The organism is Hymenobacter koreensis (assembly GCF_039541855.1).
In the GTDB taxonomy this organism is placed as follows: Bacteria; Bacteroidota; Bacteroidia; order Cytophagales; family Hymenobacteraceae; genus Solirubrum; species Solirubrum koreensis.
Map to the genome: position 1 here is coordinate 252812 of NZ_BAABHA010000004.1, position 13285 is coordinate 266096.

12 protein-coding genes are annotated in these 13285 nt (G+C 61.5%); 6 read left to right on the forward strand and 6 right to left on the reverse strand.

Annotated elements, in window-relative coordinates:
* Positions 1–51: 51 nt before the first annotated feature.
* Together ABD903_RS09970 and ABD903_RS09975 are read right to left on the reverse strand one after the other, a co-directional pair.
* On the reverse strand, positions 52–198 hold the full coding sequence (locus ABD903_RS09970) for an MFS transporter small subunit (RefSeq protein WP_345223791.1): 147 nt from the start codon (positions 196–198) through the stop codon (positions 52–54).
* 30 nt (positions 199–228) lie between these two features.
* Positions 229–1653 (reverse strand): L-lactate MFS transporter, encoded by a 1425-nt coding sequence (locus tag ABD903_RS09975; protein WP_345223793.1) that lies wholly within the window; start codon positions 1651–1653, stop codon positions 229–231.
* Positions 1654–1918: 265 nt separating this feature from the next.
* On the opposite strand from ABD903_RS09975, the gene moeB reads away from it, so the two are divergent.
* The 4 genes from moeB (at position 1919) to ABD903_RS09995 (ending at position 8146) form a co-directional block, all read left to right on the forward strand.
* Positions 1919–3001: a molybdopterin-synthase adenylyltransferase MoeB gene (gene moeB / locus ABD903_RS09980; RefSeq protein ID WP_345223794.1), complete on the forward strand. Its 1083-nt coding sequence runs from the start codon at positions 1919–1921 to the stop codon at positions 2999–3001.
* 34 nt (positions 3002–3035) lie between these two features.
* The gene (locus ABD903_RS09985; protein WP_345223796.1) at positions 3036–4199 is read left to right on the forward strand and encodes a putative sulfate/molybdate transporter; all 1164 of its coding nucleotides are present in this window, start codon (positions 3036–3038) and stop codon (positions 4197–4199) included.
* A gap of 385 nt (positions 4200–4584) precedes the next feature.
* Complete coding sequence (locus ABD903_RS09990; protein WP_345223797.1) at positions 4585–5112, forward strand: Ig-like domain-containing domain; 528 nt, start codon at positions 4585–4587, stop codon at positions 5110–5112.
* A 13-nt stretch (positions 5113–5125) separates the two neighbouring features.
* Positions 5126–8146, forward strand: coding sequence for an FG-GAP-like repeat-containing protein (locus ABD903_RS09995; RefSeq protein ID WP_345223798.1), 3021 nt, complete (start codon positions 5126–5128; stop codon positions 8144–8146).
* 30 nt (positions 8147–8176) lie between these two features.
* Here ABD903_RS09995 and ABD903_RS10000 read toward each other — a convergent pair whose 3' ends face one another.
* Positions 8177–8971 (reverse strand): alpha/beta hydrolase, encoded by a 795-nt coding sequence (locus ABD903_RS10000; protein ID WP_345223800.1) that lies wholly within the window; start codon positions 8969–8971, stop codon positions 8177–8179.
* Between the two features lie 502 nt (positions 8972–9473).
* Positions 9474–10460 (reverse strand): GTP 3',8-cyclase MoaA, encoded by a 987-nt coding sequence (gene moaA / locus ABD903_RS10005; RefSeq protein WP_345224179.1) that lies wholly within the window; start codon positions 10458–10460, stop codon positions 9474–9476.
* Positions 10461–10602: 142 nt separating this feature from the next.
* Between moaA and moaD the strand changes: the two genes are divergently transcribed.
* Together moaD and ABD903_RS10015 are read left to right on the forward strand one after the other, a co-directional pair.
* Positions 10603–10845 (forward strand): molybdopterin converting factor subunit 1, encoded by a 243-nt coding sequence (moaD, locus tag ABD903_RS10010; RefSeq protein ID WP_345223801.1) that lies wholly within the window; start codon positions 10603–10605, stop codon positions 10843–10845.
* A gap of 107 nt (positions 10846–10952) precedes the next feature.
* On the forward strand, positions 10953–11369 hold the full coding sequence (locus tag ABD903_RS10015) for a molybdenum cofactor biosynthesis protein MoaE (RefSeq protein WP_345223802.1): 417 nt from the start codon (positions 10953–10955) through the stop codon (positions 11367–11369).
* Between the two features lie 134 nt (positions 11370–11503).
* On the opposite strand, the gene ABD903_RS10020 is transcribed toward ABD903_RS10015, so the two are convergent.
* Complete coding sequence (locus ABD903_RS10020) at positions 11504–12688, reverse strand: NTP transferase domain-containing protein (RefSeq protein ID WP_345223804.1); 1185 nt, start codon at positions 12686–12688, stop codon at positions 11504–11506.
* The gene (gene moaC / locus ABD903_RS10025) at positions 12681–13178 is read right to left on the reverse strand and encodes a cyclic pyranopterin monophosphate synthase MoaC (RefSeq protein ID WP_345223805.1); all 498 of its coding nucleotides are present in this window, start codon (positions 13176–13178) and stop codon (positions 12681–12683) included. Before moaC ends, ABD903_RS10020 begins: the two co-directional genes overlap by 8 nt.
* Positions 13179–13285: the final 107 nt, after the last annotated feature.

A 13285-nucleotide genomic window follows, 5' to 3' on the forward strand; every position in this document is an offset into this window, starting at 1 on the left:
GGCATCAACTCCGGCCGGTACCCGAAGGTTGCCGGCCGGAGCAATGGCAGATTATTGGAACAGGGCCAAAGCCTTGATGAACGTTTGCGAAACGCCCCACAGCAGGGGAACTCCCACGAATAGCCAAGCCAGCACCAGAGAGGCTGTGGAGCTCGGCTGGGTTTCGGCCGGACGAGCGGAATTGGGTTGTGTATCCATATCGATGTCAGAGAAAAACGGAGGAAGAAATTAGCGCACCCCGGCGGCTACCGGCACCGGTGCAGGTGCGGGCTGGTCGGCGGTTTTGGCGTGGTACCGCTCGTTCACGGCCGTTACCAGCAGGTTGGCAATGAGGCCCACCACCAGCAGGCCAGCCATGGTGTAAAACACGGTTTGGTAGGCGGCCGCGCCCGTAATATTCTGAGCCTTCTGACTGTCGCGCAGGTAGTTCACCAGCAACGGCCCCAAAACACCCGCCGTGCTCCAGGCCGTGAGCAGACGGCCGTGAATGGCCCCTACCTGCATGGTACCAAACAAGTCGCGCAGGTAAGCCGGAATGGTGGCGAAACCACCGCCGTACATGCTCATAATCACACAGCTGGCCACCACAAACAAGGTGAGCGAAGCGCTGCCTGCCAGCGTGGGCACCAGGGCGTACAGGGCAATGCCCAACCCGAAGTAGATCATATACGTCGGCTTGCGGCCCAGCTTATCCGAAGCCGACGACCAGAAGAAGCGCCCGAGCAGGTTAAACAAGCTCAGTAAGCCCACAAAGCCCGCTGCCGCCGCGGCGGTTACTCCCTTGCCCGCGCCCATGGCCGAATCAGAAAAGGAATCCTGAATCAGGGGCGACGCCGACTCCAGCACGCCAATGCCGGCCGTTACGTTCATGCACAGCACCACCCACAGCAGCCAGAACTGTGGAGTTTTGATGGCGTTGTCGGCATCCACGTTGGCGGTGGTAATGAGGGCGCTTTGCTGGGCATTGGGCACGTAGCCTTCGGGTTTCCAGCCCTCGGCCGGTACCCGGATGGTAAACACGCCAAACATCATGAACAGCAGGTACACCAGGCCCATGGTGATGAACGTGGGCGCCACACCCATAGGCGCCGAGTCCTTGAAGTACGCCATGAGAGCCACGGCCAGCGGCGAGCCAATCATGGCGCCACCGCCAAAGCCCATAATGGCCATGCCCGTAGCCACGCCGGGCCGGTCGGGGAACCACTTGATGAGCGTGCTAACCGGCGAAATGTACCCGATGCCCAGCCCAATACCACCCACAAACCCGTAGCCGAAATACACCAGCCAGATGTTGTGCAAGTGTACGCCCAGGGAAGCAATGAGGAAGCCGCCGCCAAAACACAGCGCCGAAGCCAGCATGGCCTTGCGCGGCCCCACCCGTTCCAGCCACTTGCCAAACACGGCCGCCGAGAGGCCCAGCAGCACAATGGCAATGGAGAAAATAACGGCCAGCTGCCCCGGCGTCCAGTCCAGGGCGTCGGGCTGGTCCACGTTGCCGCTGATGAGGGCGCCCATGGGCTTCTTGAACACACTGAACGCGTAAGCCTGCCCAATAGCCAGGTGAATGGCCAAGGCGGCCGGCGGCACCAGCCAACGGTTGTAGCCCGGTCCGGCTACGGTGCGGCTGCGGTCGAGTAAAGAGGTTTCTGCCATGCGTGAAAAGAAAGGAGGTGTGATTGGTTGGAAAAGGACCGGGCCGGAGGGGTGCATGGAGGGGAGCCCGTAGGGAATGTACAGCCTTTAACCTGCTTCATAACCAAAAGGATAAAACAAAATTGCTAATCTGATATAGCTCTTTCTGCCCATCGTGGGCGGCTAAGTTTTGCTGCGGTCCTTAACTTTCTGCCGAAACCGGGAGTTAGCACTTCAGCCCGGCCTGCCGCGGTAAAAACCCCTTTTTCCGGCTTACTCCTCCCCTATGCTCACTCCCAACGAACGACACCGCTACCGGCGCCACGTGCAGCTTGCCGAAATAGGCGAAGCGGGGCAGCTGCGGCTGCGCGCCGCCCGGGTGCTGGTGGTGGGCGCGGGCGGATTGGGCTGTCCGGTGCTCCAGTACCTGGCCGCCGCCGGTGTGGGCACCCTGGGCATTGCCGACGCCGATGCGGTGGAAATGAGCAACCTGCAGCGCCAGATTCTCTACGGCCCCGCCGACCTCGGCCAGCCCAAAGCGGCTACCGCCGCCCGCGCCGTGCAGCGCCTGAACCCGCTGGTAACCTGCGAGGTGCACGCAGTGCGCGTGAATGCGGGCAACGTGCGCGAGCTGGTGGCAGCCTACGACGTGGTGGTGGACGGCTCCGACAACTTCGCCACCCGATACCTGCTCAACGACGCCTGCGTGAGCCTGCACAAACCACTGATTTCGGGCGCCATTTACAAGTTTGAAGGGCAAGTTTCGGTGTTCAATTACCGCGGCGGCCCCTCCTACCGCTGCCTGTTCCCCGAGCCGCCCGGCCCCGCCGAGGCGCCGAACTGCGACACCACCGGCGTACTGGGCGTGCTGCCCGGCTTGGTGGGCACCGCGCAGGCCACCGAAACCCTGAAAGTCATTCTTGACCTCGGCGAAGTGCTCAGTGGCCGCCTGTGGGTCATCGATGCGCTAACCTTCCAAACCCGCACCTTGCGCTTCCCGCGTCACCCCGAGCGCAGCCGCATCAACCTTGAATCGGCCAACCCTGCCGACTACCACGACGCCAGTTGCGCCCCTCCGGCCGGCATCAGCGCGCAAGAGTTGCAGCCGCTTTTGGCCTCCGCGGCTCCGCCTTTCCTGCTCGATGTGCGTGAACCCGACGAATACGCCGCCGGCCACTTGCCGGGAGCCACGCTGTTGCCGCTGCGCCAGCTGGCCGAGGACTTGGCAATCATTCCGCGGCAACGGCCGGTGGTGGTGTACTGCCGTTCCGGGGCCCGCAGCGCCCGTGCCATTGCCCGGCTCCAAAGCGAGTTTGGATTCACCAACCTGCAGAACCTAACGGGCGGTTTCGAAGCCTGGCCGCAGTAACGAAAGGCGCTTTTTACCGTTCCTTTGCTTTCTCATGCCGCTTACTGCCCCGTCTCCGCTTCGTCCGCGCCTGCGCTTTAACCGTCACGAGTTGGCCGGCGCGTTCGGCGACTTGGGCACCGATTTGCCGCTGCTCATCGGTGTTATTGCGGCTTCGGGCGTCGACAGCGCGAGCGTGCTGGTTATGTTTGGGCTGATGCAGCTGTTCTCGGGCCTGTGGTACGGCATGCCCATGCCGGTGCAGCCGCTCAAGGCCTTTGCGGCGCTGGTTATTGCCCAGAAAATCCCCGGGCGCATCATTTTTGGTGGTGGCTTAGCTATTGGGGTTACCATGCTGCTGCTCACGCTCACGGGCCTCATCGATGCCCTGGCGCGGGTGGTGCCCAAACCCGTGGTGCGCGGCATTCAGCTAGGCTTGGCGCTGCAATTGACTACGCTGGCCCTAAAAGAATACGTACCCGCCGATGGCCTGCCCGGTTACGCCCTAGCCGCGGCGGCCTTTCTTATTACCGTGGTGCTGCTTGGGCACCGACGCTGGCCGGCCGCGCTGGTCGTCATTGCGCTGGGCATTACCTACGCCCTCCTTTTCAAGCTCGACCTGGGGGAAGCCCAACGAGCCTTAGGCCTGCACCTGCCCAGCTGGTTCGTACCCTCGCGGGCCGATATCCTGACCGGTGCTGTGCTGCTGGCCCTGCCCCAAATTCCGTTGTCGCTCGGCAACTCTGTGCTGGCCACGCGCCAGGTAGCACAGGACTATTTCCCCGAGCGCGGCCTCACGGTGCGCAAAATCAGCTTTACCTATGCCCTCATGAACCTGGTCAGCCCGTTTTTTGGGGGCTTTCCGGTGTGCCATGGTTCGGGCGGTATGGTAGGGCACTACGCCTTTGGAGCGCGTACGGGCGGTTCGGTGGTGCTGTACGGGGCTTTGTTTCTGGTGCTGGGGCTGTTCTTCAGCCAAGGGTTTGCGCAGGTGGTGCAAATTTTTCCGCTGCCGGTGCTGGGCATTCTGCTGCTGTTCGAAGCCCTTACGCTCGCCACGCTTCTGCGCGACGTGGCCGATTCGCGTGCCGACCTGCTGGTGGCTTTGCTGGTGGGCCTATTGTGCTGGGGGCTCCCCTACGGCTACCTCATAGGGATGAGCGTGGGCACCGCTACCTACTACGCCATGCAACGCGGGTGGATTGGGCTGGGCAAATAGCCGTACGACTAAACCCGTTAATTGATTACCCTCAGTTGCTGTTCAACTTTGCTTGCGAGGCAAACGCAAAGGGCATCCCAGTAAGCCTTGCTCGCATTATTATAATTATACCAAATATTTAATTGACTATTCTAGGAAAATTCGATTAATTCTACAACTTTACTCTTTCTCAGAGTCTTGGCTTTCAGCTTCTCTTCAAGCGTGTCAGCCGGTGTTTCGCGGCTGTCTGCACCGTTCCGCTGTTCCTCCGCCGAGCCATTGGCCGGAAGTTGAAAAGTGCGTTACTCCTGCGCCCCACAGATGTTTCGGGGCGGTACTTCTGTGTGCTCCATACGCCCTTACCTGCCCCGCTATGCCTTCAGCCTTACTCCCCCGAACTGCCGTAATGCCTGCAGCATTTTTCTGGGTTCGGACTTGCCTGGTGACGGTACTGATTCCAGGAATAACGCCTCTAGCGCAAGCTCAATCGACAAGGCAACCCGTTATCAAGCCTGCTGACCATAAAGAGGCCAGCCTCTCCCGGCCTGACATTCGAACCCGGCGCGAACGGGCCGCGCCTGCCCTCACGGCCCTTTCACCCGCGCCCAACCAGCCCAACGCCCCGCGCACCAGCAATGTAGCGGCTACGTTTTCGGAACCCCTGAGCAATACCGCTGCCACCCGCAACGCCTTGGTCGTGTTCAGCGCCCAGCGTGGTGGCAAGCTCAGCGGCACAGCGGCGGTAAGTGGCAGCACCCTAACCTTCGACCCCGCCACCGATTTTCGGGCGGGCGAAACCGTTTCGGCTACCATTACCACGGCCGTACAGGGCACCTCCGGCGACGTGCTACCCCGGTCCCAGGTGTTTCAGTTTAAAGCGGCGGTGAGCGGCGGTGAGCGGCGGCAGCGGCGCCTTCGGGTTGCCGGCCCTTAACCCAGAAGTTAGCGTGGATCCCAATCCACTGAATCCCGTTTTGGGCGACATCGACGGCGACGGCGACCTGGATATGCTGGTGCCTTCTACCGGTAGTGATGTGGTAAGTGTGCGGCTGAACAGCGGGTTGAACTCGGCCGGTTTTGTGGTGCCCGCCGCTAACGCCGCGGTAAGTGTGGCCGGCACACCCCGCACCGCGGTGCTGGGCGATGTGGACGGCGACGGCGACCTGGACCTGATTGCAACTCAGAATTTTTCGGGCAGCACAGTGAGCCTGCGCCTTAACAACGGCAGCGGCGTGTTTGCGCCCCCCGCCCTTAACCCCGAAATAAGCGCGGGCAGCAACCCCCTGAACGCAGCGCTGGGCGACGTAGACGGCGACGGCGACCTGGATTTACTGATCCTGAACAACGCCGACAACACCGCCAGCATACGACTGAATAGCGGGCTGAACTCGGCCAACTTCGTGGCCCCGGCTGCTAATGCGGAAGTTGGCGTGGGGGTGGCGCCGCTGGGGCTTGCGCTGGGCGATGTGGACGGCGACGGCGACCTGGATTTACTCACGGCCAGCAACGCCAACGGCTCGGGCAACACCGTGAGCGTGCGACTTAACAACGGCAGCGGCGCGTTTGCAGCTCCCGCCCTTAATCCCGAGGTAAGCGTGGGCTTGGGCCCCGTAACGGTGGCCTTGGGCGACCTGGACGGCGACGGCGACCTGGACCTGGTAACCAACAACTTCAACGCCAACACCGCCAGCATTCGGGTAAACAGCGGGCTGAACTCGGCCAACTTTGTAGCCCCGGCCGCTAATCCGGAGGTTGGCACCGGCCTTCGGCCCCAGAGCGCGGCCTTGGGCGATGTAGACGGCGACGGCGACCTGGACTTGCTAACCGCTAACGTGGGCAGCAACGCCGTGAGCGTGCGCCTCAATAACGGCAGCGCAAACTTTACGCCCCCCGCCGTCAATGCCGAAATTCCCGTGGGCAACAACCCCACCGGACTGGCCTTAGGCGACCTGGACAACGACGGCGACCTGGATTTTGCAGCTTCCAACTTCGGCCCGGGTACCGTGAGCGTCCGTCTGAATGAAAACGCCACCGACCTGATTGTTTCCTCGCCCCAGAACGTGAGCGGCAGCTACAACAACGTTACCGTTACGGCTACCGGCGTGGCTACGCTTACGGGTGCGCTTACGGTGGCCACCAGCTTTACCGTGCAAACCGGCGGCACGCTAAACACGGCCTGCCAACCGCTGACCGGTGCCGGCGCCTTCACCCTGGCCGACGGTGCCGTACTAGTTATCTGCGACCCTGCCGGCATCAGCTTAACGGGCGCTACGGGCGCGGTGCAGCTAACCGGTACGCGCAGCTTCAGCCCCAATGCCACTTACGTTTACAACGGCTCCACGGCGCAAGTAACCGGCACCGGTTTGCCCTCACAGGTCCGTAACCTGCGGTCCGAAAACCCGGTTGCGCTTACCCTGAGCGGGCCCACCAGCATAGCGCAGGTACTGACGGTAGCTGGCGCGGGCAACGTGTTGCTGAACGGGCAGGAACTGATGCTGCTCTCGGGCTCCGGTGGTACGGCCTTGGTGGTGAACAGCAGCACCGGCGTGGTGAGCGGCAGCACCGGGGTGATGCAGCGCGCTATTGAGGGCAGCGGCAACCCGGCCGGCATTGGCTACCGGCATTACAGCTCCCCCGTAACCGGCAGCACCGTAGCCGATCTGGCCGCACATGGCTTTGCGCCTACGGTGAACTCAGCGTATAACTCGGCCACTGAGCCCCTGGCTGTCAACCCTTTCCCCAACGTGTTCGGGTACGACCAGAACCGCCTAGCCCTGCCCCTAACCGGCATTACCGATTTCGATAAAGGCTGGTTTTCCCCCACTTCGCTCACCGATCCGCTGGTGGTGGGCCGGGGCTATACCGTTAACATTCCCAATTCGGCCGTGGTCGATTTTCGGGGCAGCTTTAACCAGGGCACCGTAACCATTGGCGGCCTAAACCGCTTGGCACCAGTGCCCACGGCGTCTGCCGATCAAACCGGCTGGCACTTGGTGGGTAACCCCTACCCTTCGCCGCTCGACTGGGGCACCGTGCCCGATGCCAACCGTCCGAATGTAGACGCGGCGGTGTACGTGTTCCAGAGCACCAGCCAGTACGGCGGCATATACCGGTCGTTTGTGAACGGCACCGGGGCCGGCTCTGGGCTGATTGCCGCTGGTCAGGGCTTTTTTGTGCGGGCCAGCACCAGTGGCGCAACCGGCAGCATAACCCTCACCAATGCCAACCGCAGCACCACGTACGCCAGTCAACCCGTTTTTCAGCGCCCGGTAAGTAACCGCCCGCAGGTACAGCTTACGTTGCGCAACGCCGCCGGCTCCCTCTCCGACGACGTGTACGTGTACGCCCAAGCCGGTGCCTCCCCAGCCTTCGACGGCCGCTTTGATGCGTACAAGCTTTTCAACAGCACCGGCCTTAACGTGGCCGCCGTGGGCAGCAACCGCGAAACATTATCGGTGCAGGGCCTGGCCCCGTTAACGGGCGCCGAGGTGGTAGTGCCGCTGCACGTGGGCGTACCCGTGGCTGGCACCTATTCGCTCCACGCGGCCCAGTTGGCCCTGTTGCCCGCCGGCACCCGCGCCTACCTGCGCGATGCCCAGAACGGCCGCGTAATCGATTTTCACCAGCAAGCCACGTACACTTTTACTACCAGCCCCACAGCCCCGGTGGGTCGCTTCGCGCTGCTGCTGAGCCCGAGCCGCGCGCTGGCCGCCTCTTCCCCAGCCCTCGGCCAGCAGATAACCTTCTACCCCAACCCAGCACACGATGCAGTAACCGTTGAGTTACCGGCCGCGCTGCGCCAGCAAGTAACCACCGTTACCCTGATGAGTGCGTTGGGGCAACTGGTTCGCACGTTCGAGCTTGCTGGCGCGGGCCCGTTGCCGCTGACGGGGCTGGCACCGGGCATATACACCCTGCGCTTCGTCACGCCGGCCGGCACGGTAGCCAAACGATTGGTGATTGAGTAACCCCAACTGTCAGTTGCTCAGCCTGCATTGCTACAGAAACTTCGCCAGTGCAAGTTGGTACACGGGGTTTTCGGTCATGCCGTTGTGGCCAGCTCCGCGCAGCGTAATAAGCTGATCCTGGGGTTTGAGCAGCGGTTTAAGCTTCAGCGACGAGCCGTAGTACACCACTTCGTCCTGGTCGCCGTGGAAGACGACGACGGGGGCGGCCACGCGGGATAGCACCTCGTGGGTGCGCAGGGGGTAGCGCACCAATTGGCTGGGCACCCAGGGGTAATGATAGGCCGCCACGTCCTGCATGCTGTAATAGGGTGCCTGCAGCACGAGTAGCCGGGGCTGATGCCGGGCGGCCAGCCACGCTGCTACGCCCGTACCCAGGGAGTAGCCCAGCACCACAACTTTATTTTCGGGATACTCGGTAAGCAGGTGGCGGTAAGCAGCTTCTGCATCATTTAAAAGCTGTTCCTGGGTGCTGATGCGGCCTTCGCTTTTGCCGTAACCGCGGTAATCGAGCAGGAAAACGTCATAGCCTAAGCGGGTATACACCGGAGCCACGCTGCCCCAAGCATCGAGGGCACCACCGTTGCCGTGTAGATAAAACACCAGCCCTTTGGGCGCGGTGGTGCGAAAGAGCAGGCCGTGCAGGCGGGTACCATCGGCGACGGTTACCCAACGTTCCTCAAACGGCTCGGGAAAGGAGAAGCGGTAGTCGGCAGGCAGTTTATTGGGAAAGAACAGCAGCTTTTCCTGAGCCATGTACAGGAGGGCGCAAACCACCAGGTACAGGCTTAGTGCCAAGCCCAGCAGCACAGCTAATATTTTCAACATTGGCATCAAAAGACTGGAGAAGGTAACCTATCAAGCGTACGTGCCGCTTATGGCAATTGGATGACCGGCTGTTCCTGAACTTCATCGTATGCAATTACTGCTGCACAAGTAGCAATTGTTTTACTTACAACAGATTACAGTAAAACCGCGTCATCTGGCAAATCACACAGCTTGGTGCGAGAGCGGCCCAACTACGTATTGTTGTTAAGTATTTTTTGGGCGACAAAACCGTTTTTGTGCCCTTGCAAGGACTTTTCACGCTGTGCTACTTCGTAGCATGCAGATTACATCTCCACCCCTCGATATAGCAGAACGCCGACGCATGGTGGCTTGGGCGTTGCGATTAACCAAGCATACTTATCTGGCCCCAACCCGTTACGAACGGAAGCTCCTGGGACGCTTCGTGGCAGGCGCCCTTACGATTGACGAAGTGATAAAGCGCTTGGAGTCACCCCCGTTTTGATAACGATGCGCTGGCCCTGGCTAGTTTGCGGCCTCCTGCTCAGCCGCCAATGGTCGACATCGACTCAAAACTGAGCTGGTGCACGGGGCGGCGTTGTTCGGCCTCGAACCCGTTAGCGGCGCGGTAGCGAAACGCCTGCGTGAGGGCCGTGCGCAGTTCTTCGTCGGTAGCACCGCCGCGCAACAGGGCCCGCACGTCGAGCACGCCTTGGTCGTAGAGGCAGGTTTTCAAGCCGCCTTCGGCCGTAATTCTAATTCGGTTGCAGGTGCCGCAGAACGTACGCGAGTACGCTGCAATGATGCCTATGTGACCTGCATGGCCAGTCACGGCATAGTCGGTAGCGGTGGCGCCGGGGGCCGTGGGCACGGGCAGCAGCGGGCCGAAGTGCTGCTCCAGGTGCTGCCGAATGCGCACGTGGTTCCAGGGCAGCATGGCAGCGTGGCTACCTCCGTTAAAGGGCATTTCCTCAATAAAACGCACGCTCACGGGCAACTCGCGGGTTAACTCGGCCAGCGGCACCAGGTCTTCGATGTTCTGGCCATCCATCACCACCGCATTCAGCTTTACCCGAATGCCAGCATCGAGCAGGGCGTAAAAGGTGTCGAGCACCTGGGGAAGCTCGTCGCGGCGGGTAATGCGCAGGAACCGGGCGCGGTCGAGGGTATCGAGGCTGAGGTTTACCGAGCGCACGCCCAGGCGCACGAGCTCTGGCACGTGTGGGGCCGTAAGCACGCCGTTTGTAGTTAGGCTGATGTCGTGGATGCCCGGTATTTGGCCGAGGCGCTCGATGAAAGGCAGCAAGCCACGCCGCACGAATGGTTCGCCGCCGGTGAGGCGCACTTTGCGCACGCCCAAACCGGCCAATACGCTCACCACGCGCTCCATTTCCTCGTAGCTCAGCAATTCCTGGCGGGGCACGTAGGTTATGCCTTCCTCGGGCATGCAGTAAAAGCAGCGCAGGTTGCAGCGGTCCGTAACGGCCAGGCGCACGTATTCGAGCGGGCGACCGTGGGAATCGTACAACACAGATGGGGGGTCGACGGACATGTTTTAGGGATACGACAACTCGCGAACCAAAGCGTGGCAACGGCGTGTACCGAACAAAGAACGCCGAACGGGCTTTTGTGTTCAATTTTACGTAATAAACCGCCGCCTTACCTTCCCGCCCATGAACCTAGCCATTGCTCTTTTCGGCATTACCCGTGAAATTGTGGGCAGCTCCACGCTACAGCTCGATGTACCAGCCGGGCAATCGGTAGCCGAGCTACTGGCCCAGCTCCAGCGCACCTACCCGGCCCTTGGCCAGCTCAGCAGCCTGGCCGTGGCCGTAAACAATGAGTACGCCCAACCCGATGCCCGCCTGCACGAACGCGATGAAATTGCGCTGATTCCGCCCGTAAGCGGCGGGTAGAATCAATTAAAAAATTGAAAATGAAGAATTAAAAATTGGCACATAACGGCAGGACCAGGTTCCCAGACGGCCCTCCAGCTCCTCATTTCTATTTTTAATCGCCGAAAATGCTCATAGACCTCACCGACCAGCCCATTGACGTTGCCGCGGCCTTGCAAGCGGTGCAAGCCGATGGTGCCGGCGCCGTTAACGCCTTCATCGGTACCATTCGCAACCAAAGCACCGGCCGGCGCGTGGTGCGCCTGCATTACGAGGCCTACGATGCCATGGCCCTGCACCAATTGCGCCGGGTGGCCGAGCAGGCCCAGGAGAAATGGCCCATGCTGCAAGAGGTAGCCGTGGTACACCGTAAAGGCACGCTGGAAATCGGCGACGTGGCTGTGGTAGTGGCCGTTTCCACCCCGCACCGCGCCGAGTCGTTTGCCGCGTGCCAGTACATTATCGACACGCTGAAACAGGTAGTGCCCATTTGGAAGAAGGAAGAATACGAGGACGGTACGGTGTGGGTGGCGGCGCATCCGTAGGGCCTCACCCCCCCACCCCCCTCTCCAAAAGAGAGGGGGAGCCAGAAGTCAGCAACGATTCCGTTCAACGACGCGGGGCCGGCAAGCTTAGCTTGCCGGCCCCGCCCGGTTCCGCGCATTTCGTGCCCCTTGGTTTAGATACCGGATTCTAGCTCTTGCTGCGCGGCGTCGCGCTCTTCGGGCGTATTTACGTTGCGCAGCTCCCGGGGTGCGGGCGGCAGCAGCACTTCCACATCGGAGTTGATGAGAGCCTTGCGGGGACAGGAGTAGCCGGCGGCCAGAAACTGCAGCAGCACCCCGTAGCTGCGCGGCTCCCAAATGGTTATCAGCGGCTCGGGGAACTCGTTTGCAGGGCTTTGAAAAGCGGTGGCTACGCGGTCGGCGCGGCGTTGCTCTACCAAATGACGCAGCGTGGTTTCGGAAAGGAAAGGCAGGTCGCAGGCCACCACCAGCCACGCGGCGTTGGGGTCGTGGCGGAAAGCCGTGAGGATGCCGCTCATTGGGCCGAGGTCAAGAAACTGATCGGGCAGGGCGGTAAGGCCGGCCGGTACCGTAGCCACTTGATCGGGGCGGCAGGAAATGAGCACGTCTTGGCAAAATGGCGCTAGTAGGGCGGCGGCGTGGGCTTGCTGCTCGTGCTGGTGGTAGCGCAGGCGGCTTTTGTCCTGCTGCATGCGCTGGCTGTGGCCGCCGGTTAGCACCAGGCCGCGCAAGGGCGGCAGGTTCTGCTGCCACCACTGTTGCACCCAGGCGGCAATGGCATTGGTATCGGCCAAACGCAGCACGGTCACCGCTTCGGGCGCGGGCAAATGAGCCCGGAGGTAGGCGGGCAGCTCGGCTTGGTCGTCGGCAAGCAGGATGAGCTGCACGTCGGTGAGGCGGTCCAGCTTTTTTTCGAGCGGCTTTTGGGCGCTGATGATGGCCACTTGCTGGCGGGCACGAAAATGGTTGCCGTTTACTAGTACCAAACTCTGGTCGGCCAGCCACTGCTGCTGAGCGAACTTGTCCATGCCGCGCCGCACATCGAGGCGGCGAAACTGAATTTTATCGGTCAGTTCCGCCGACGCGCCGTGTTCCAGCATAGATTCAGTCGCACCGTTACCGGCTTCGGCCGCGTCGCCAAAAGCGTGGTCGGCATCCACGTAAGCCACGCGCAGCTGCGGCGTAAGCAAGGGCAGCAGTCGCGCTGCCAAGTTTTTGATAACGCCGCAAGGCGCACCCAAAATGGCCAGCTCGTGCCGGCCAAACTCGCCCGCCACCGACCGGACCAGGGCGGCGTGCTTTTGGTGGGTTTTCGGGGTTGAAGCTTCGTTAGGCATCGGCGTGGTGAAAGTCGCGCTTACCGCCGGTTTTGCTGATCAGGCGCGTTTCCTGAATCAGAATGTCGTGCGACAACGCTTTGCACATATCGTAAATGGTGAGGGCCGCCACCGAAGCGCCGGTCAGGGCTTCCATTTCCACGCCGGTTTTGCCCGTTACCGAGGCCATGCACTCAATTATTACGGCATCGGGCAGCGCTACAGTAATGGTTACCTGGCAGTCGTCGAGGCCGAGTGGGTGGCAAAGTGGAATTAGCTCGGAGGTGCGTTTTGCGCCCATAATGCCGGCTAAAATGGCGGTTTGAAACACCGGGCCTTTGCGCGTGGGCAGGTCGCCGTGCTGCACCAGGGCCAGAATTTCGGCCCCGAGCACCACCCGACTGCGGGCCCGGGCCACCCGGCGGGTGGCGGTTTTTTCGCCCACATCAACCATTGTAGGCTGCCCGGCGGCGTTCAGGTGGGTCAGTTTGGGAGAATCGTAATCAGACATGAAGGAAGCGAAAGACCATAATCGGCAGGCAGCTAAACGGACGACCTATTCAGGCGGACACCGCCACCGGAGCGGCTTGTGTATGTTGCCGACCTGAAACAAACTAC